20 protein-coding genes and 1 pseudogene are annotated in these 19,820 nt (G+C 61.0%); 15 read left to right on the forward strand and 6 right to left on the reverse strand.

Annotation, left to right across the window (positions count from 1 at the left end; genetic code table 11):
• Positions 1–30 precede the first annotated feature (30 nt).
• Positions 31–1,293 (reverse strand): lysophospholipid transporter LplT, encoded by a 1,263-nt coding sequence (lplT, locus tag ACQ4WS_RS13755; RefSeq protein ID WP_436477072.1) that lies wholly within the window; start codon positions 1,291–1,293, stop codon positions 31–33.
• A 246-nt stretch (positions 1,294–1,539) separates the two neighbouring features.
• On the opposite strand from lplT, the gene alr reads away from it, so the two are divergent.
• The 4 genes from alr (at position 1,540) to fliD (ending at position 6,170) form a co-directional block, all read left to right on the forward strand.
• Positions 1,540–2,646, forward strand: a complete 1,107-nt coding sequence (gene alr, locus ACQ4WS_RS13760) for an alanine racemase (RefSeq protein WP_436477073.1) — start codon at positions 1,540–1,542, stop codon at positions 2,644–2,646.
• Between the two features lie 79 nt (positions 2,647–2,725).
• Positions 2,726–4,102, forward strand: coding sequence for a DNA repair protein RadA (radA, locus tag ACQ4WS_RS13765; RefSeq protein ID WP_131687285.1), 1,377 nt, complete (start codon positions 2,726–2,728; stop codon positions 4,100–4,102).
• Between the two features lie 131 nt (positions 4,103–4,233).
• Positions 4,234–4,554, forward strand: a complete 321-nt coding sequence (locus tag ACQ4WS_RS13770) for a PilZ domain-containing protein (protein ID WP_436477075.1) — start codon at positions 4,234–4,236, stop codon at positions 4,552–4,554.
• Between the two features lie 230 nt (positions 4,555–4,784).
• On the forward strand, positions 4,785–6,170 hold the full coding sequence (gene fliD / locus ACQ4WS_RS13775) for a flagellar filament capping protein FliD (RefSeq protein WP_436477077.1): 1,386 nt from the start codon (positions 4,785–4,787) through the stop codon (positions 6,168–6,170).
• Here fliD and ACQ4WS_RS13780 read toward each other — a convergent pair.
• The gene (locus ACQ4WS_RS13780) at positions 6,167–6,967 is read right to left on the reverse strand and encodes an AraC family transcriptional regulator (protein ID WP_436477079.1); all 801 of its coding nucleotides are present in this window, start codon (positions 6,965–6,967) and stop codon (positions 6,167–6,169) included. The two genes, fliD and ACQ4WS_RS13780, sit on opposite strands and share 4 nt — an antisense overlap.
• A gap of 100 nt (positions 6,968–7,067) precedes the next feature.
• Here ACQ4WS_RS13780 and ACQ4WS_RS13785 point away from each other — a divergent pair, with 100 nt between their 5' ends.
• The 3 genes from ACQ4WS_RS13785 to ACQ4WS_RS13795 all read left to right on the forward strand — a co-directional run bounded on the left by ACQ4WS_RS13785 (position 7,068) and on the right by ACQ4WS_RS13795 (position 9,639).
• Positions 7,068–8,318, forward strand: a complete 1,251-nt coding sequence (locus ACQ4WS_RS13785; protein WP_436477081.1) for an MFS transporter — start codon at positions 7,068–7,070, stop codon at positions 8,316–8,318.
• 32 nt (positions 8,319–8,350) lie between these two features.
• Entirely contained in the window at positions 8,351–8,845 is a 495-nt protein-coding gene (rraA, locus tag ACQ4WS_RS13790; protein WP_436477083.1) for a ribonuclease E activity regulator RraA, read from the forward strand.
• A 152-nt stretch (positions 8,846–8,997) separates the two neighbouring features.
• Positions 8,998–9,639, forward strand: a complete 642-nt coding sequence (locus tag ACQ4WS_RS13795) for a choice-of-anchor C family protein (RefSeq protein WP_436477085.1) — start codon at positions 8,998–9,000, stop codon at positions 9,637–9,639.
• Between the two features lie 262 nt (positions 9,640–9,901).
• Here ACQ4WS_RS13795 and ACQ4WS_RS13800 read toward each other — a convergent pair whose 3' ends face one another.
• Positions 9,902–10,066, reverse strand: coding sequence for a hypothetical protein (locus tag ACQ4WS_RS13800; protein ID WP_436477087.1), 165 nt, complete (start codon positions 10,064–10,066; stop codon positions 9,902–9,904).
• A gap of 126 nt (positions 10,067–10,192) precedes the next feature.
• Between ACQ4WS_RS13800 and ACQ4WS_RS13805 the strand changes: the two genes are divergently transcribed.
• From ACQ4WS_RS13805 to ACQ4WS_RS13820, 4 genes are all read left to right on the forward strand, one after another.
• Positions 10,193–12,010 carry a DUF4153 domain-containing protein gene (locus ACQ4WS_RS13805; protein ID WP_436477212.1) on the forward strand — a complete coding sequence of 606 codons (1,818 nt, stop codon included), beginning with the start codon at positions 10,193–10,195 and terminating at the stop codon, positions 12,008–12,010.
• A gap of 381 nt (positions 12,011–12,391) precedes the next feature.
• On the forward strand, positions 12,392–12,769 hold the full coding sequence (locus ACQ4WS_RS13810) for a hypothetical protein (RefSeq protein ID WP_436477089.1): 378 nt from the start codon (positions 12,392–12,394) through the stop codon (positions 12,767–12,769).
• Between the two features lie 466 nt (positions 12,770–13,235).
• Positions 13,236–13,676: a YcxB family protein gene (locus tag ACQ4WS_RS13815; RefSeq protein ID WP_436477091.1), complete on the forward strand. Its 441-nt coding sequence runs from the start codon at positions 13,236–13,238 to the stop codon at positions 13,674–13,676.
• Between the two features lie 45 nt (positions 13,677–13,721).
• On the forward strand, positions 13,722–14,291 hold the full coding sequence (locus tag ACQ4WS_RS13820) for a hypothetical protein (protein ID WP_436477093.1): 570 nt from the start codon (positions 13,722–13,724) through the stop codon (positions 14,289–14,291).
• Positions 14,292–14,534: 243 nt separating this feature from the next.
• Here ACQ4WS_RS13820 and motA read toward each other — a convergent pair whose 3' ends face one another.
• The gene (motA, locus tag ACQ4WS_RS13825) at positions 14,535–15,398 is read right to left on the reverse strand and encodes a flagellar motor stator protein MotA (RefSeq protein ID WP_436477095.1); all 864 of its coding nucleotides are present in this window, start codon (positions 15,396–15,398) and stop codon (positions 14,535–14,537) included.
• Positions 15,399–15,582: 184 nt separating this feature from the next.
• On the opposite strand from motA, the pseudogene ACQ4WS_RS13830 reads away from it, so the two are divergent.
• A pseudogene (locus ACQ4WS_RS13830) lies at positions 15,583–15,768 on the forward strand (mandelate racemase); the annotation flags it as partial.
• A 3-nt stretch (positions 15,769–15,771) separates the two neighbouring features.
• On the opposite strand, the gene ACQ4WS_RS13835 reads toward ACQ4WS_RS13830, so the two are convergent.
• Both ACQ4WS_RS13835 and ACQ4WS_RS13840 read right to left on the reverse strand, forming a co-directional pair.
• Entirely contained in the window at positions 15,772–16,161 is a 390-nt protein-coding gene (locus ACQ4WS_RS13835) for a glyoxalase superfamily protein (RefSeq protein ID WP_436477097.1), read from the reverse strand.
• Between the two features lie 7 nt (positions 16,162–16,168).
• Positions 16,169–16,600, reverse strand: a complete 432-nt coding sequence (locus tag ACQ4WS_RS13840; protein ID WP_436477098.1) for a hypothetical protein — start codon at positions 16,598–16,600, stop codon at positions 16,169–16,171.
• Positions 16,601–16,782: 182 nt separating this feature from the next.
• Between ACQ4WS_RS13840 and ACQ4WS_RS13845 the strand changes: the two genes are divergently transcribed.
• The 3 genes from ACQ4WS_RS13845 (at position 16,783) to ACQ4WS_RS13855 (ending at position 19,731) form a co-directional block, all read left to right on the forward strand.
• Positions 16,783–17,841: an Lnb N-terminal periplasmic domain-containing protein gene (locus ACQ4WS_RS13845; RefSeq protein ID WP_436477100.1), complete on the forward strand. Its 1,059-nt coding sequence runs from the start codon at positions 16,783–16,785 to the stop codon at positions 17,839–17,841.
• An 82-nt stretch (positions 17,842–17,923) separates the two neighbouring features.
• Positions 17,924–19,186 (forward strand): DEAD/DEAH box helicase, encoded by a 1,263-nt coding sequence (locus ACQ4WS_RS13850; protein WP_436477102.1) that lies wholly within the window; start codon positions 17,924–17,926, stop codon positions 19,184–19,186.
• An 80-nt stretch (positions 19,187–19,266) separates the two neighbouring features.
• Complete coding sequence (locus tag ACQ4WS_RS13855) at positions 19,267–19,731, forward strand: hypothetical protein (protein ID WP_436477104.1); 465 nt, start codon at positions 19,267–19,269, stop codon at positions 19,729–19,731.
• Positions 19,732–19,820: the final 89 nt, after the last annotated feature.

The following is a 19,820-nucleotide window of genomic DNA, read 5'->3' on the forward strand; positions in this document are numbered from 1 at the left end:
TCAGGGTCTGACCCCAGCCCTTGCTTGGGTTTAGTGCTTCTGCTCGCCAATCAAGGACAGATTGTCGTGTTCCAGCTGGTTCAGCTTGTGCTTGCGCATGATCATGTACATGGTGCCGGCAACGAACAGGCCGAACAGGGTGATGATGATATTGAGCGGCAGGTGCAAACGGATCATGATGGAATACACGGCCAGCATGGTCAGAATCGACAGGTTTTCATTGAAGTTCTGCACGGCGATGGAATGGCCCGCGCTCATCAGCACGTGGCCGCGGTGTTGCAGCAGGGCATTCATGGGCACGACGAAGAAGCCGGACAGAGCGCCGATGAGTATCAGCAGCGGGTAGGCGATCCATACGGAGTGCACTTGCGTCATCATCATGACGATCACGCCCATGGCGATGCCCAGCGGAATGACGGTCAGCGATTTACGCAGTGGAATGAAGCGGGCCGACAGCACGGCGCCGGCGGCCACGCCGATGGCGACCACGCCTACCAGGCTGGTCGCCTTGTCGAATGGCATGTTCAACGACTGCTTGGCCCATTCCAGCACGATCAGCTGCAAGGTGGCGCCAGCGCCCCAGAACAGGGTCGTCACGGCCAGGGTGATCTGGCCCAGCTTGTCTTTCCACAGAATGGAGTAGCAATTGGCAAAATCGGTGATCAGTTTGATAGGATTGCGTTCCTGGTGCGCATACACGCAGCCCGTGTCGGGAATCTTCAGGTTGGCCAGCGTCGCCATGACATAAATGCCGACCACCACGCACAGGGCCGCTTCTGTCTTGTTGCTGATGCCCGTGTCGATCAGGGGGAAGTCGAAGGACAGCAGCATGTCGGACACGTGGCCGCTGACGAGTGCGCCGCCCATGACGGTGCCGAGGATGATGGAGGTGACGGTCAAGCCTTCGATCCAGCCATTCGCCGCCACCAGCTTTTCCGGCGGCAGCAGTTCCGTCAGGATGCCGTACTTGGCGGGCGAGTACACGGCCGCGCCAAAACCGACGACGGCGTAGGCCAGCAGCGGATGCACATGGAAGAAAACGAGGGCGCAGCCAAAGATCTTGACCATGTTGGCGATGAACATGACCTTGCCTTTCGGCAGAGCATCCGCGAAGGCGCCGACAAAAGCGGCCAACAGCACGTAAAACAGCACGAACGACAGTTTGAGCAGCGGCGTGATCCACGCCGGAGATTTCATGGACACCAATAAATCGACGGCGACAAAAAAGAGGGCGTTATCTGCCAGCGAGGAAAAGAACTGCGCCGCCATGATGGTATAAAAACCACGATTCATTCTGGATTGCCTGAAATCATATCTGGCTTGCTTTATACCACGAAAAAACGGCAAACCCCAAGTTTGCAAGGGGCTGCTTTGCATCGTCTTGCCTAAGCGAAGCTTAATTTTTCTGCCGTAGAAAAATACATCACATGTGAACATTTTGTAAATAATGTCCTCTGTGCACGATCGTGGGCGTCTGCAGTGTCCGCTTACTGTGCATCCGTTAAAATACGGCTTTCCCACCCGCCGTGAACGACGCATATGCCCAGGCCCCTCATCGCCACCATCCATCTCGATGCCATGCAACACAATCTGGCGCGCGCCCGTGCCGGCGCCGGTGGCGCCAAGGTGTGGGCCGTCGTCAAGGCGAACGCCTACGGCCATGGCCTGGAACGGGCCATGCGGGGCTTTGCCGGGGCCGATGGCCTGGCGTTGGTCGAGGTCGATTACGCCGTGCGCTTGCGCGAACTGGGCTGGACCAAGCCCATCTTGCTGCTGGAAGGTTTTTTTGATGCCAGCGATTTGCCGGTCATGGCGCACCATGGCTTGAATGGCAGCGTGCATTGCGACGAGCAGATCGCCATGCTGGCAGCGGCGCGCCTGCCGCACGCCATCGATGTGCACTTGAAAATGAATACGGGCATGAACCGCCTGGGTTTTACGCCGGGCGCCGTGGCGGGTGCATATGCGCGCCTGCGCGCCATGCCGCATATCGGCACCATCACGCTGATGACGCATTTCGCCAATGCGGACGAGGCGGCGCCCTCGCGCTTGCCTTTGGCTCAGCAGATGTTGCGGTTTGAAGCGGGCGCGACCAGCATCGGCGCGGCCGGCGAAGGCACGGCCTTGCCGCGCAGCTTGTGCAATTCGGCTGCCTTGCTGCTGCACCATCTGGACAGCGACTGGGTGCGCCCCGGCATCATGCTGTATGGCGGCACGCCCAGCGGCGCTCCCGGCGGCACGTCGGCGCAAGCGTTCGGCCTGCTGCCCAGCATGACCTTGCGCAGCAGCATCATCGGCATCCAGGAGATCGCCGCAGGCGAAGTGGTGGGCTATGGCAGCCGCTACGAAGCGGCCGGCAATATCAAGGTGGGCGTGGTGGCTTGCGGCTATGCGGATGGCTACCCGCGCCATGCGCCCGAAGGCACGCCCGTGCTGGTCGACGGCGTGCGCACTAGCCTCATCGGCAGGGTGTCGATGGACATGCTGATGGTCGACCTGACGCAGGTGCCGGGCGCAAAAGTCGGCAGTGCCGTCATCTTGTGGGGCCAGGGCCTGCCGATTGACGAGGTGGCCCTGGCCGCCGGCACCATCGGCTACGAGCTGATGTGCGCACTGGCGCCGCGCGTGCCCGTGAACGAGGCGTGACCGCGGGCGGCGATTTGTATATACTGTGAATCCACTGTATATATAAACAGCATTATTCCTTACCCGGGCAAAGTACACCATGGCAAAAGTCAAGACCATCTACACCTGCAGCGATTGCGGCGCCATCAGTAATAAATGGATGGGGCAATGCACCTCGTGCAACCAGTGGAATACCATGGTGGAAACCCTGCCCGAGACGGGCGGCAACAACCGCTATTCGAACCCGCAGCACATGTCGCTGGCGCAGACGGCGCCCGTGCTGTCGCTTGACGATATCGACGCCATCGACGTGCCCCGCTTCGGCACGGGCATCGAGGAATTTGACCGCGTGCTGGGCGGCGGCATGGTGGCCGGCGGCGTGGTGCTGATCGGCGGCGACCCCGGCATCGGCAAGTCGACCCTGCTGCTGCAGGCGCTGGCCAATATGTCGCATCACAAGCGCGTGCTGTACGTCAGCGGCGAGGAATCGGGCGCGCAAATCGCCCTGCGCGCCAAGCGCCTCGTCATCGACGCCAAGGAACTCAAATTGCAGGCCGAGATCCAGCTGGAAAAGATCCTCTCCACCTTGCACGACCTGAAGCCGGAAGTGGTGGTGATCGACTCCATCCAGACCGTGTATTCGGACGCCCTCAGCTCGGCGCCCGGTTCCGTGGCGCAAGTGCGCGAATGCGCGGCGCAGTTGACGCGGGCGGCCAAGCAGACGGGCGTGACCATCATTCTGGTGGGCCACGTGACGAAAGAGGGCGCGCTGGCCGGCCCCCGCGTGCTCGAGCACATCGTCGACACGGTGCTGTATTTCGAGGGCGATGCCCATTCCAGCTTCCGCCTCGTGCGCGCCATCAAGAACCGTTTCGGCGCCGTCAATGAACTGGGCGTGTTTGCCATGACGGAAAAGGGGCTGAAAGGGGTGTCGAACCCGTCCGCCCTGTTCCTGTCGCAGCACGACAACCAGGTGCCCGGCTCCTGCGTGATGGTGACGCAGGAAGGCACGCGCCCGCTGCTGGTGGAAATCCAGGCCCTGGTCGACACCAGTCACTTGCCCAACGCGCGCCGGCTGTCCGTCGGCCTGGAGCAGAACCGCCTGGCCATGCTGCTGGCCGTGGCGCACCGCCACGCGGGCATCGCCGCCTTCGACCAGGACGTCTTTATCAATGCCGTCGGCGGCGTCAAGATCACGGAGCCGGCGGCCGACCTGGCCGTGTTGCTGGCGATTAACTCGTCGATGCGCAACAAGCCCCTGCCGCGGGGACTCGTGGTGTTTGGCGAAGTGGGACTGGCGGGCGAAATCCGTCCCGCGCCACGCGGCCAGGAGCGCTTGCGCGAAGCGGCCAAGCTGGGCTTTACCCTGGCTGTGGTACCCAAGTCCAATCTGCCCAAGCAAGCCATCGAAGGCCTCAAGGTCATCGGCGTCGAGCGCATTGACGAAGCGTTCAACAAGCTGCGCGACCTGGAGTAAAAGTTGGTATGGTTTAAATGCCAAGCTTGAGACAAGTCAAACAGAATTTCCGTTTAGAACTATAATATTTGTCCGATGGATTCACCCCATGAATCCGCATCGACAATGAATTGATAGAGAAGCGGAATACAGTGTCAGTTGAGCAAAGGCAGGGCGCACGCAAGATTTTGCGTGCCAAGGCAATGTTGGTAATCGATGGCGCGGGCCCCGTGGCGGCGCGCACCCTCGATGTGGGGCCGGGCGGCATGGCGGCCGTCATCGCGGAACCGGTGCCGACAGGCAAGCAGGGCAAGGTGCTGTTCGAGTTGTTTTACGATGGCTCGGCGCACATCATCGAGGCGCGCGTGTCCGTCTCGCACTGCATTTTCAGCAGTGCCGGTTTCAAGGTGGGACTCACGTTCCTGCAGCTGGACATGGCCGTCAGCAGTGCCATCTCGAAATTCATGCGCTGAGGCAAGCCCGAAGATAAGCGGCGGGTCAAATGCGCTAAAATGGTGCATATGGGTTTGCAGTCAGGAAAAACCTGCTCTGTTCGCTGTTTTGATATTTCGGTAATACTGCATAATTATCAACCAGAAGAGGGACGCCGCCGCGCCACGCGCGCCTGCCGTCCTTTTCGAGCGCAGCACGGTCAGGATTTGAACCGTGTGCCATGACCTAACACTTGACGGGAACGCCTACCATGTTTAATTCGACCATCAACAGCAGGGCCTACACCAACAACACGCAGCAGACGACGCAGGGCAATATATCGGCCGATGTGTATGCGAAGGTGGAGCGCCAGATGCAGTCGCAAAACACGGGCGTCGTCAAGCTCAATGCCAGCCTGGCGCGCGACCAGGCCAAATTCTCGGGCCTGGGCCAGCTGCAATCGGCGCTGGCAAAATTCCAGACCGTGGCCAAGAACATGGCCGGCAGCGGCCTGGCGACATCGGCCACGTCGAGCGCCAAGGATGTGCTGAGCGCCACCACCACCGACAAGGCCGCCAGCGGCAGCCATGAACTGAACGTCAAACAGTTGGCGCAGGGGCAGACCTTGCTCAGCGGCGCGCAAAAGTCGTCGAGCGCGGCCATCGGCACGGGTGCGCCGGCGCTGGTGAAAATCGAAGTGGGTACGGCCGACGGCAAGCAATTTACGCCGGGCAGCGGCAAGATCATTTCGCTGACGATAGACAGCAGCAATAATAGCCTCGACGGCATCGCTGCCGCGCTCAAGCAGCAGGGCATCGACGCCAGCGTGGTGAAGGGCCCCGATGGCTATTCGCTGGCCTTGAACGGCAAGAGTGGCGCCGACAGCAGCATGCGCATCAGCGTGGCCGGTGACGCGGCCGTCAGCAACCTGCTCAGTTATGCGCCCGGCGCCGGCAAGGGCATGCAGCAGACGGCCGCCGCGCAGGACGCGCTGCTGACCGTCGACGGCAAGGACATCAAGAGCGCCACGAATACGCTGACGACGGCCATCGAGGGCGCCACCATCGAATTGAAGAAAAAGGGCACGACCGACCTCGTCATCGCCAAGGACAGCAGCCAGATCGCCAGCAATGTGGCCAGCTTCGTCACGGCCTACAATGAACTCAACAGCAAGCTGCAGAGCTTGCAGCAGGGCGACTTGAAGTCCGACACGGCACTGGGCCAGGTGCGTTCGCAGATGGAGCAAGTGCTGCGCACGGCCAGCACGGGCGTGCCGTCGTCGGTGCTGGGCAGCGCCGGCGTGACCCTGGGCAAGAGCGGCGAGCTGGTGCTCGACGATAAAAAGCTCAAGGCCGCCATCGCGGCCGATCCGGACGCCGTCAGCAAGCTGTTCACGAATAACGGCAAGGGTGTGGCGGACCAGTTCGCCAGCAAGATCGGCGAGCTGACGGGCGAAACGAGCATCATCCGCAAGGAAGTGCAGACGGTCGGCAAGGACATCACGACGCTCACCAACAAGAAAGCCGTGCTGGCCAAGGCGCTGACGGCGCAGGCGCAGGCGCTGGTGAAAGCGTACTCGGCGCAGGAACAGATGGGAGCGAACTCGGCCCTTCCTGGTTATACGGGCAAGTACTCCTTGTTCGACTTCATGGCCTAAGGACGCTCGCCCTGGGCAAAGAAGGCCGATGGTGAACTGCCGAAGGTCTTCTTGAACATGGCGGAAAAGGCCGACTGGCTGGCGTAGCCCAGTTCTTCGGCCACCTGCGACAGCGGCACGCCGCGCGCGATCAGGGGCGCCGCGTGCGCCAGGCGCACCTGCTGGCGCCACTGGCCAAAACTCATGCCCAACTCCCGTTCGAACAGCCGCGCCAGGGTACGCTCCGAGGCGCCGACCTGCTGCGCCCAGTGTTCCAGGGTCTGGTGCGAACCCGGTTTCTCGATCAGGCTGTCGCACAGGGTTTTCAGGCGCTTGTCGCTGGGCAAGGGCACGCGGATGGGGCGCGTGGCCGAGCGTTTCAATTCATCGAGGATCAGTTCGGCCAGCAGCGCCTCGCGCGCCGGTTCCTGTCCCGGGTCCAGCTGTTCCAGCGCCATGATCAGCTGGCGCAGCAGGTTCGATACTTCCAGCACCTTGCAGTCCTGGCCGGCGAACGGTGCGCGCGCGGCATGGATGCACAGGGGGCGCAAGCGGGTTTTTTCCAGGATCGTGACGGCATGCTCCACGTTGGGCGCGATCCAGATGGCGCGCATGGGCGGCAGCACCCAGCTGCTGTTGTTGGCGGTGATGCGCAGCACGCCTTCGAGCGCCATCGTGACCTGGCCCCAGGGATGGCTGTGCGGTAACAAGAATTCATCGGGTTGCAGGTCGCGCGCGATCATGGTCACGGGAATGGTCGCGCTGGGCGCTTCCCGTGGCGGACACATGCGGGTATGGTGGAGGATAGGTACACCCATCAGCTTGGCCTTAATTCGATAAATTATGTCGTACTGTCGGAAAACAGACGATGGTATTTTGCATACACTTGAGCTTTACCAGTATAAGACAGGGTATGACATGATAACAACCAACTCGGCAAGGCACTTGCCACCGCCGCTGCCCCCAACATTACGCAGCGATGCGCGCGTCATTGCCCTGGTGGGGCTGGCGCATGGCGTGTCGCACTTTTATCATTTGATCCTCGCGGCCCTGTTCGTCTGGCTGAAACCCGCCTTCGACCTGTCGTATGCGGAGCTGGGCCTGCTGATGACGGTGTTCTTCATCATCTCGGGCGTTGGGCAGGCACTGGCCGGCTTTGTCGTCGACCGCTTCGGCGCCCGCGCCGTGTTGTTTTCCGGTATTTTCTTGCTGGGCGTGTCGGCGCTGGCCCTGTCCACCGCGCACAGCTATGCGGCGCTGATGCTGGGCGCCATGCTGGCAGGCATGGGCAACAGCGTGTTCCATCCGGCCGACTACACCATCCTCAACCAGCGCGTTTCGGCGGCCCGCGTGGCCTACGGTTTTTCCGTGCATGGCATCAGCGGCAATATCGGCTGGGCCCTGGCGCCCCTGTTCATGACCTATGTGGCTACCCAGTATGACTGGCGGGTGGCGCTGCAATGCGCGGCCGTGCTGCCGTTTGGCGTCTTGCTGATCCTGTTCCTGAACCGCCACGCCATCCGTCCCGAGCCGTTGAAAAAGGCCGCGCCGGGCCAGGCGGCCGGCGGTGAAGGCACGCTCGATTTCTTGCGCCTGCCCGCCGTATGGATGTGCTTTGCCTTCTTCTTCATTACCGCCATCGCCCTGGGCGGCATACAGAGTTTTGCCAGCGTAGCCCTGGTCAAGCTGTACGGCATGAGCCTGGCGCTGGCCACCAGCGCCTACACGGCCTATATGCTGGCCTCGGCCGTGGGCATGCTGGCCGGCGGCGTGGTGGGCGCGCGCAGCAAGCAGCCGGACCGCAACGTGGCGATCGCCTTTTCCGCCGCCGCGCTGCTGGCCGTGCTGCTGGCCATGGCTGTCGTGCCGGCCTGGGGCGCGGTGGTGCTGATGGGCGCCATCGGCCTGACGTCGGGTGTGGCGGGGCCGTCGCGCGACCTGATGATACGCGCGGCCGCACCGAAGAACGCCACCGGGCGCGTGTATGGCGTCGTGTATTCCGGCCTCGACAGCGGCCTGGCCGTCGGGCCCCTGTTCTTTGGCGCGCTGATGGATGGCGACCATCCGGCCCTGCTGTTCGTCTTCATCGGCGTGTTCCAGGCACTGGCGATTGCCACGGCCGTGGGCGTGGGCGGCAAAACACGCGCGGCGGCGCTGCAAAAGGCATAGAATCGTTGCCATCTGCCACGAAAGGAATCCCCATGACCTTTGCCACCACCGACCTGTGCGACGACTATGCAGCCATGCTGGACGATGGCACCCTGGCCGTGCTGCCGCCTGTGTACCGCGCCTTTGGCCAGCGCGTGCGTTTCAGCGGCCCTGCCACCACCTTGCACGTGTTCGAAGACAATGCGCTCGTGCGCAGCACCCTGGAAACGCCGGGCCAGGGCCATGTGCTGGTGATCGATGGCGGCGGCAGCCTGCGCCGCGCGCTGGTGGGCGGCCAGCTGGGCGTGCTGGCCGAAAGCAACGGCTGGGCCGGCATCGTCGTCGATGGCTGCATCCGCGACAGCGAGGAACTCAATGTCTGCCAGATCGGCGTGCGCGCCCTGGCCACGCATCCGCGCAAGAGCAACAAGACGGGCGCCGGCCAGCGCGACGTGCGCGTGCAGATCAGCGGCGTGACCGTGCATCCGGGCGACTGGATCTACGCCGATGCGGATGGCATCTTGGTGGCGCGCCAGGAACTCGATTGAACTGTTCTCCTCCGGGAGGGGAAGTGCGCTGGAAAACGTTGCATATTGTCCACGTTAAATATATTTTTGCAAAGTTCTTTGATTTTCATCATGGCTGAGATATGATTTCACTCAAGGTAACTTTAATATCAATAGAGCAAGGAAATCAGATCATGAAAATCGCCACCATCGCAGCAGTTGTCGCTCTGTTTGCAGCAGGCAGCGCCAGCGCCAGCCCCGTCAACCTGATCACGAACGGCAATTTTGAAACGGTCGCTGCCGGCTACACTTTCAACAGCGGCTTTAAAGTCGTCAACAGCGGTTCGTCGGCCATCACGGGCTGGACCGTGGGCGCCAGTTCCGTCGACCTGATCCGCAATGCGTATAACGCCATCAATGGCTACAGCATCGATATGCTGGGCACACCTGGTCCGGGTTTCCTGTCGCAAAGTTTCAATGTCGTTGCCGGCCAGACGTATAACCTGAGCTTTGACATGGCACGCAATTCCGGCGGCCCCGCAGGCCAGGGCGTGGCGGTCAGCTTCGGTGGCGTGGCAGGCAATTTCTACTCGACGGCTGCCGCCTCGAACACCTTGTACAGCAACACGCTGAGTTTCACGGCCGCTTCCAACGGCCTGGCGACCCTGTCATTTGCCAGCGCCGCCAAGGCCGGCACGCCGTTCGACAAGTACTCGGGCGCCGTGATCGACAATGTTTCCGTGATGGCCGCCGTGCCGGAACCGGAAACCTACGCCATGCTGCTGGCCGGCCTGGGCCTGATGGGTTTCCTGCGCCGCCGCAAGGCCGCCAAGTAATTCCGGCTCTGCCCTACGTCAAAACCGCCTGCTGCGTCGCACAGGCGGTTTTTTGTTTTTCAGGGGAACTTGCGCGCCGCCCGCGCCCGGCAACAGCGCCAGTTATTTAGCGCGCTGCATCGGCATCCCCGCGCAATGGACAGGCGGCCGCCTGCGGCGCCAGCCGCCGCGCAACTGCGTCAATCGACAGGAGTTGCCAAGTTGTCCGTTGTGACCTCAACGTGGGCCTGGGCGGCGTGCCGTTGCCCCTCTTCGTGCCGTTTCATTTGCTGATCAGCAGCTTGCTGGGCAGCGTGGTGATGGTCTGGTCGGTGCTGCGCATGCTGGACCCGCAGCCGCGCTTCGGCTGTTCATCGTGCCGGAACTGGCCTGGGGCCTGGCGCAAAGCTTGCCATTGCGCCGCTCCGAGGGTGGGCGGGAAGGGCATGCGCGCGAATCGCTGTTGAGATGACGATAACGAAATGCAATAATGGCCGTGCTCGCAGTGCAGCAATGACTGCAATGAACGACTATTAAGAGGATGACTATGCAGCAGGATGGCGCAGGAAAAAACATGGCGTTGCTCGATCCGGTGGTGGCGCCGCGCATCGCGGTGACGCGCCTGGTGACGGGCCTGCTGCAAGGCTTGCTGCTGTACTGGCTGTACAGCACGGCGCAAGACAAGGTGTGGCCCGCCACGGAAGCCTATCTGCTGGGCCCGTTGATGCTGACCAGTTTGCTGTTGCCCATCCTGCTGGTCTCCAGCCTGGGCCATATGTCGCTCAAGCGCATCGTGCTGTGGATGGCGGGTGCGGCCGTCGTGATGGCCGTGCTGGCGTGGCATGACGTGGCGCGCGGCACCGAGCACGTCATCTGGGGCAATTACAAGCCGGGCGCACCGCTGCGCGTCATTTCCGCCCAACTGTTCGGTTTTTGCGTGGTGGGCATGTATATCGCCCACGCGCTGGTGCTGGCCAGCGCCCAGGATGGCCAGCGCATCGCCCGCTATCCCACGTATTTTGAAATCGCCTGGAAGCTGGGTATTCAATTACTGTTTTCCCTGCTGTTCGTGCTGGGCCTGTGGCTGGTGCTGTGGCTGGGCGGGCAGCTGTTCCTGCTGATCAAACTGAGTTTCCTGAAAAAACTGCTGGGCCAGGCCTGGTTCGTGATTCCTGTCATCTGCTTCGCCTTTTCGTTCGCCATCCACATCACCGACGTGCGTCCGTCCATCGTGCGCGGCATCCGTACTTTGCTGCTGGTGCTGCTGTCGTGGCTGATGCCGATCGCCGCCGTGCTCGTCTCCGGTTTCCTGCTGACCTTGCCCTTCATCGGCTTCGAGCGCCTGTGGGCCACGCGCCATGCGGCGTCCGTGCTACTGGGCATGGCCGGCGTGCTGGTGGTGCTGATCAATGCCGCTTTCCAGAATGGCGAAGTGGGCCATGGCGTGGCGCGCGGCATCCGCCTGGGTACGCGCCTGGCCTGCCTGCTGCTGCCGTGGGTGGTGGGCATCGCCATCTATGCGCTGACCCTGCGCGTGATGTCGCATGGCTGGACGGCCGATCGCCTGATCGCTTGCGCCTGCCTGCTGGTCGCCACCTGCTACGCCGCCGGCTATGCCTGGGCGGCCAGCAAGTATGGCGACTGGCTGCACCTGATCGCCAACGTCAACGTGGCCACTGCCTTTGTCACCCTGCTGGTGCTGTTTGCGCTGTTCTCGCCGCTGGCCGACCCGGCGCGCATTTCCGTGGCCAGCCAGATGGCGCGCCTGGACAGCGGCAAGGTTGGCGTGGACAAGTTCGATTTCGAATACCTGCGCTTCCAGGGCGCCCGCTACGGCCAGGCGGCCTTGCAGGAATTGAGCACACGCACGACGGGCGCCGACGCAGCTGTCGTGCGGGCCCGCGCCGAGGCCATGCTCAAGCGCCAGAACCGCCTCGACGAGACGGGCGCGCTGAGCGACGTGTCGATCAACCTGACCCTGCGTCCGGCCACGGCGAAGTTGCCGGACAGTTTCCTGCGCCAGGACTGGACGCAAGTGAGCCCGGCCTGGCGCTTGCCCGCCTGTTTGAAGCGGGCAGGGCCGCAGTGCGACGCGTATCTGCTCGATTTCGATGGCGATGGCAAGCAGGACGTGCTGCTGATCAGCAATGATCCGCGCGCCTCGTCGGTATTGCTGGCGGAAAAGGAAGACGGCAGCTGGTCGGCGCGCGGGCAAATCCCCACGGATGCCCTGCGCTGCAAGCCCCTGCGCGAGAAGCTGCAGGCCGGCCAATTCCAGCTGGTGCCGCCGAAAGTGCGCGAACTGGAAGTCGACGGCCAGCGCGTGCCGATGACTTTATATACGCCAGAGGACGAGGTCAGCTGCCCGGATGAGACGGCGCCGATCCCTTAAATGGCAGGGAGACCCAATAGCAGAGAGAAGACTTGGCGCGCCGAACAAAACCTCTTGCCAGCCATGAGGGCAACAGTTTCGTGCGCTGAGCCATTCCGACCTTTCGCTATCGGCCAAGAGCTGACGTTTAGAACACGATGGGGAAAGACATGCCGAGTAGCGAAATAAATGAAATGACTCAGCGTGAGTGGCGTGAGCTCGTTTTCTTCTATGACCGCGACGATGACGCCAAGGAGTGGCGATTGATTGGGGCCAAGGCCTGGCTTCTACAGTTCGCACATGCAATGCAAAAATATGCAGCAAAACCTAGCAACGATTTAATTTCGGTCAATTTGGTGATCTTCCTACTTCGGTTTCACGTAAAGCATCTTTAGGAACGCGATGAAAAGAATCATTTTGGCTGCGAGCTTCGCGGCATTTTCTGCATTAGCGAACATGGGCATAGCGGCTGTGGATTCGCAGGCGCAGTCTATGACTACCGTTACCCGGGCAGGTGCAGCGACGACGATATTTTCCTGTGGCCGCAAATCTAGCCAAGCTTGCCACTACCTGATTCTAAGCTCGCTTTGTCAGGAAAATTTGCTGGCAGACGGAATTAAAGAAAGGACATGCCGCTACTCAAAAGCGGTGCCTTCTTTCCAACTCCAAGCCGGAGAAACGAAGACAATCACAAACCTTCCGGCAGATTTCCTCTACACGATGAAGCCCGGCCGTACACCTACATTTCAAGACTGCATTACTGCACCAATCCCACACTAAGGCCACTCCATTGAGTGCCGTTCTTTGTAACTACTTAATTTGAAGAAGTTGTCACCTACCGATGTTTTAACGGGTCGTCGCGGACCGACCGCTGTGGAGCGGCACCTGGCAACAACGGCAATCGGCCAAAAGCAGTCACTAAAAATATACAGAGTGCACTTGAAAAAACAATAATTATCTGCATTTACGCCGTAACTTGCCTTAATTGTGATATTGCACCCAGGAGTTTTATGTCTTTTTTTCCGCGTCCGCCCCAATTGCCCCCGCGTCCGCGGGAGGTAGCCACACAGGTCGTCAAACAGGAGAAATCCGGTGCGATTAACCCCAATGTCATAGTGCTGACAAAGAAGAAGCACCCACTCGAGCTGCCCAGGCGTGGCGACATTTTAGGCTACGATATTTAGACTCCAGTTCCGGGGAGTATCCGGAATTTGCCAAGAACGGAAATAGAGATAGGAATATCCAAGTGCAGACATCCGAACCTCCAATTGCCTCGCTAAGCTTTCATGTTAGCTACCGGCTGGGTGAATACCTGAAGATAGTTTCCTCCCACGTGCTTGCTGAAGTAGCACGTCGCAAAATTAGACAGGGAAAAAAGATAAGCTTGCTAGACATCCTAATTCTGCGGAGTTGTCTGTTTCTATTTGTGCCGCCAATATTTCTGTTCAAGGTCTTAAAGGTCGGTTCGTGTGGCTTCCATTTTGACGATGCAGGGATTGTCCGGAGTTCGAAGCAGGGAGAGTTAATCGTCCCCTGGAGTGAAGTTGTGGCTGTTTATCAATACCCTACAGGTTATCTGTTTGTGCAGGCTGATGGTGCAATGCCGGTGCCTCAGCGAGTTTTGACCGATGAACAGCACGCCCTTTTGAAGAGCTACATTGTTCGGCACCAACTATCAGTACGCTAGCGGCCAGAAGCGGCCGTCCGAGCGTTATCGATACAGTGTGATTCGATGGCCCCCCTGATCATTTTTGGAGACACCGAATTGAAGAAGGTCTTTGCAGTTATTTTCAGCCTTGCATCATTTTCTGCCAATGCTCAGCCTACCGCGAATGAAGAATTAAAGGTCATGGCAAGGAACGATCAATCGGAGCGTTCTTCTGCAAAAATTGATTGGGCAGCAGTCGATTTACGCGATAAAGAACGAGCAATGAAAGTAACGCAGATGCTTCGGGAAGGGCAGATCAAGACCGCAGAGGATTTTTACAATGCAGGCCTGATCTTTCAGCATGGCAGCAGCGCCGAAGAGATCAAGTTGGCCTTTTCTTTGGCAACAATTTCTGCTCGGCTCGACCCTTTACATCCAGCTCCAAAATGGTTAGCAGCGGCGGCTTTGGATCGATACATGATATGGAAAAAATTACCTCAATGGTATGGCACGCAGTCTCAGTTCGTGAAGGAAACTGGTAAGACGCAGCTATATCCGATTTTACCGGGCGCAGTAAGTGACGAGGAGCGTGCTGAGGCCTATGTTCCACCGCTCTCCAAGATCGTTGCGGATGAAGAGGCGAACAGCAGGTAGCGCCGTCGAATACATTCGCTCCATTGAAGGGCCGCTTCGAGGCGCAAGCAGTCAAGAACCGCAACCTGCCAGGAGCGCACTGTCGTCTCCGGTGCCGCCGCCACAGGTGGCCGCATACCGCATCCGCCCGAGGACCATGGCTTCATGTATGACCCGGGCTTCGAGGATATCGATGGCCACCTGTGGAACCTGGTCTGGACGGCGCCGGAAGCCTGAGGCGCCGAGCACGTGGCACAGGCCGGATCAATTCTTCGTGCGCACCTGGCGCACGTGGTTTTCCAGTTCGCTGAACGAAGGGCGTTCCGTGGCGGAAATGACCTTGCGGCCGAATTCCACGGCCAGCGCCGGCGCATAGCCGTTCAGGCTGGCCAATATGGTCACTTTCACGCACTGGTACATCTTCGCCGTTTCATGGTGCTTGCGGCGCAGCAAGCTGGCCAGCGGCGCGATGAAGCCGTAGGCCAGCAAAATGCCGATGAAGGTGCCCACCAGCGCCTGGGCGATCAGCACGCCCAGCTCGGCCGGCGGCAAGCCGACGGACGCCATGGTATGCACCACGCCCATCACGGCGGCCACGATGCCGAAGGCGGGCATGGCGTCGGCCAGCTGCGAAATCGTCTGGATCGGCATTTCCGCATCTTCGTGGTGCGTCTCGATCTCATTATCCATCAGGTTTTCGATCTGGTAAGCGTCCATATTGCCCGACACCATCAGGCGCAGGTAATCGGTGATGAATTCCAGGATGTGCTCGTCACCGAGCGTGTACGGGTATTTTACGAAGATGGCGCTGCGGTACGGATCGTCGATATCGTCCTCGACCGCCATCAAGCCTTCCTTGCGGATCTTGCTGAGGATTTCATACATCAGTCCCATCAGTTCCATATAGCGCGCCTTTGTGTATTGCGAACTGTGGAACAGGGTGGGCAGGGCGGCGAACGTGGCGCGGATGGCCTTGGCGTCGTTGCCCACAAAGAAGGTGCCCAGCGCGGCGCCGCCGATCATCAGCAGTTCCAGCGGCTGGAACAGGGCCGCCAGGTGGCCACCCTGCAAGGCGAAGCCGCCGAAGACGGAAAACAGCACGACGAGAAATCCGAGTATGACTAGCAAAACTTACTCCTTCATAATATTGCCATATCGCAATATTGTAGTTTAACCTGATTCGGCTGCCGTGGCCGCTTCCGGCTGCAACTGCTGGCTGAGAAAATTGATAAAAGCGCGCACTTTGGTGGGCAGCTGGTGGCAGCTGGTGGCGGCTGGAGTAGTCGGCGTACAGGTCGGCCGGTGCCAGCGACATATCGCGGCGGGCCTGGGCCGGGGCGGCAATGAATCGTATCCGGATTTGTTTCAACCGTTCGGCGGCTTCCCCGATGGCGTGCGCGTGGAAAACGGCCACATCACCATGCCGGACCTGGTCGGCATCGGCTTCGAGGGCAAGGTGAACTTGTATGGGGAAATGCGCGCCCTGAGCGGTCAGTAAGCGTTATTCGCTACGCTGCCAGAAGCGCAGCCGGTTGCCGAACGGATCCGCCACTTCCAGAATGCGGCCCCAGTCCTCGTCGCGGATGCCGGGCCGCGCATACGGGTAATCCTTGGCCTGCAGCTCCGCGTGCAGGGCGTCGATGTCGTCGACGGGGATCAGCAGCGCAGCACCGGGCGTGGCGTCGCCGTAGTGCTCGGACAGATGCAGCACCAGCTGGTCCCGCGTCACCTGCAGGTACAGTGGCGCCGTGGGCACAAAGCGGTGTTCCCAGTCCAGCGTGAAACCGAGAAAATCGAGGTAGAACTCGCGCGCCTTGGCTTCGGAAAAGCTGCGCAGGATAGGGATGGGAGCATGCATGGCGGCGCTTTCAAACGGTGGTTGTACCGCCATTCTAGCCTCAGGCCAGCGCCCGCCGTTTGATTTGCGCGGCGGGGCTGGTTTTCTCCCAGCGGAACAGCCACATGATGATCAGCTTGGTCGTGGCGCTGACGCAGGCCGGCAGCGCATTGCGCGATGCCACGCTGCGGCGGTCGCGGTCGATTTCATACAGGATGCCCAGTGCGATCAGCGCAGCGATCAGGCGGGGCCAGACGATGTAATGGTTGAACGGCGTGATCGAATAGCCGTACACAAAGAACGCGCAATACGCGAGAAAGCTGACGCTGAACTGGTTGAGCGACAAGATGTCCGTCGTCTTGCCGGCGCCGACCCCGGCATTGCGCTTGCGCTGCCAGATTTTTTGCAGCTGCGACCACAGTCCAAACAGGCTGACGACGATGAAGAGGGAGTTGAAGCTGCCGGCGAGGGCGTAGAGGGAAGGGGGCTGCAAGGTATCTCCTGGAGTGGCCAAGGCAGCGTTGCCGTGACAGGGCGCCTTGTCTATACATTTTATTTGCACAGCATGCTCTCATGAAATAAATTATCAGGCAAGCAATGTTTTTGCCGCTGCGGCCTGTGCCGCGATACTTGCCTGAACTCACCTGTTCCAGCGCTTGCCCTTATAATCAGGGCATGACTTTCTTATCACTGCGTGCCCGCTGCGTGCTGGGCAGTATCGGCAAAATGGCCGTTTCCCTGATTCTCCTGTTGACCGCATTGTGGGGCGCGCTGGCGCTGTGGTACCAGCTGTCCGGCGGCACGGCGTCGCAAGCCATCGGCGCGCTGTTGTGGGGCGCGCTGGGCGTGGCCAGCATCGCGCTATGGTGGATGCGCGGCGATGCGCGCGTGCTGCTGCCGTATGCGGCCGGTTTCATGTTGCTGCTCCTGTGGTGGAGCCTGATTACGCCGAAACAGCAGCGCGTGTGGGCCGACGATGTGGCGCGCAATGTCACGGGCAAGGTGGCGGGTAATCTCGTCACGCTGGACAATGTGCGCAATTTCGACTGGCGCAGCGATGACGACTATACGGTCAAGTGGGAGCAGCGCAGCTACGACCTCGACGAACTGCGCACGGTGGACACGGCGCTGTCGTACTGGACGGGCCCCTACATTGCGCACACGCTGATCTCGTTCGGCTTTGCCGACGGGCGCTTCCTGACGTTTTCCATCGAGATCCGCAAGGAAAAGGGCGAGCGCTTTTCCGCCATCGGCGGCTTTTTCAAGCATTTCGAGATGAGCCTGATCGCCGCCGACGAGCGCGACATCCTGCGCGTGCGCACGAATGCGCGGGGCGAGGAGATGCATTTGTACCGTGTCATGATGCCGAAAGCGGCCATGCGCTCGCTGTTTCTGGCCTACCTGGACGAAGCGCAAGCGCTGAAGGCCAGGCCGCAGTTCTACCATACCCTGACGGCCAACTGCACCACCATCGTCTTCGAGATGGTGCGCCGCATCGTGCCGGGCCTGCCGTTCGACTACCGCTTGCTGGCCTCGGGCTACCTGGACCGCTATCTGTTCGACGTCAAGGGCCTGGTGCCCGGCTTGACCTTCCAGCAGCTGCGCGATGGCGGCCACATCACGGCGCGCGCGCGGGCCGCGAATGACGACGCGGATTTTTCGCACGCCATCCGCCGCGGCATGCCGGGCTATGACGAAACGGGCTATCCGAAGCTGCAAATGCCACGCCAATAGCTGTCTGCCTTATACTGTCGCTATTCCGACCGGCCGCCATTCGCGGCCGGTCTCACTTTACGAATAGATAAGAAGGCCCACTATGCCATTTTCCTCACTGGGTCTGATTCCCGCCCTGGTCCGTGCCGTTGACAAGGCTGGCTATGCCGCGCCGACGGCCATCCAGGCGGCCGCCATTCCCGCCATCCTGCGCGGCAGCGACGTGCTGGGCGCGGCCCAGACCGGTTCGGGCAAGACGGCCGCTTACGCGCTGCCGCTGCTGCAGGCGCTGATGGCGCCCGTTTCCGGCCCGCGCCAGGTGCGCGCGCTGATCCTCGTGCCCACGCGCGAACTGGCGGCGCAGGTGGGACAGACGGTACACGCGCTGGCCAAGCCGCTGCCGATCAAACTGAAGATTTCCGTGCTGTTCGGCGGCGTGTCGATCAATCCACAGATGATGGACTTGCGCGGTGGCGCCGATATCGTCGTCGCCACGCCGGGCCGCCTGCTCGATCTGGTGCGGCAGAACGCCGTGAAGCTGGGTGGCGTGTCGCTGTGCGTGCTCGACGAGGCTGACCGTTTGCTGGACATGGGTTTTGCCGAGGAAATCAACGCCATCCTGGCGCTGTTGCCCCAGCAGCGGCAAAACCTGTTTTTCTCCGCCACCTTCCCCGACAGCGTGCAGGCGCTGGCCGACAGCCTGCTCAGGGAACCAGTGCGCATCGAGGTGGCGTCCGAACCGCAGGACAAGCCCGACATCGTGCAGCGCGCCATCACGGTCGACGTGCCGCGCCGCACACAGCTGCTGCGCTACCTGATCCTGCAGCAGCAGTGGGAGCGCGTGCTGGTCTTCGTCGCCACCAAGTACGCGGCCGAACACGTGGCCGACAAGCTGCAGCGCGCGGGCCTGCACGTGGGCGCCTTCCACGGCGAATTCAGCCAGGGCACGCGCAGCCAGCTGCTGGCCGACTTCAAGGCGTGCCGTTTGCAGGTGCTGGTGGCTACCGACGTGGCCGCGCGCGGCATCGACATCGCCGGCTTGCCGGCCGTCGTCAACTATGACTTGCCCCGCTCGGCCGTCGACTACACGCACCGCATCGGCCGCACGGGCCGCGCCGGCGAAAGCGGCACGGCCATCAGTTTCGTGACGGCCGATACGGAAGCGCATTTCCGCCTGATCGAAAACCGCAACGATTTGCGCATCGTGCGCGAAGTGGTGGCCGGTTTCGAGCCGACGGAACTGCCCGCGCCCGTGAGCGCCGTCACGGATACGCTGAATGGCGGCGTGAAGGGCGCGCGCAAGAGTAAAAAAGATAAATTGCGCGAAGCGGCTGCCATGGCGGCGAAGCCGGCCGAGGACAATTAAATCCGCCTTATGTGCGCTGGCCGCTTGAACGGCCAGCCATCCCGGACTAAGATCGTGTTTCTATAAAGCAAGGGACGGGTATGCAAATGACATTCATCAAGCGCGCAGGCGCACTGGCTTGCGCGCTGGCGCTGGCCGCTTGCGCCGGCATGGGCGGGAACAATGACACGGCTGGCATGCAGATGCCGGGCAAGACGCCGTTTGATGCCGCCGTGGCCGCCACCTGGTACAACCCGCCCAGCGAATTTCCCGGTATTTGCCTGACCCAGTTCAAGGATGGCAGCCTGCGTTTCGATGGCGGTTTCGCCTTCTTCAACCCGGGCCGCTGGGCATACGACAGCGCCACGTCCGAACTGCGTTTGCAACTGGCGCCGACCCCTTCGTTGGAACTGTCGCACGCGCAAATCGTGCTGCACAAGAACCTGCTGCGCATCGAGGCGGACAAGAACACGCTGGTGTATGGCGTGAAAGCCGATACCAAGGCCATCGGCCTGGGTGGCTTTGTGTTTTACCGCGACACGCCGTGTCCCGCGCGGCGCGGATAAGTGCCGGATAAGTGCCATAGCGGAATATTTAGTCGTATAATTTTGAGGCAAGCCAGATTCCCCCTCCAGGCAAGCTCCCATATCGCCGT

It is taken from the genome of Janthinobacterium leeuwenhoeki (assembly GCF_051380795.1).
GTDB lineage: Bacteria > Pseudomonadota > Gammaproteobacteria > Burkholderiales > Burkholderiaceae_D > Janthinobacterium.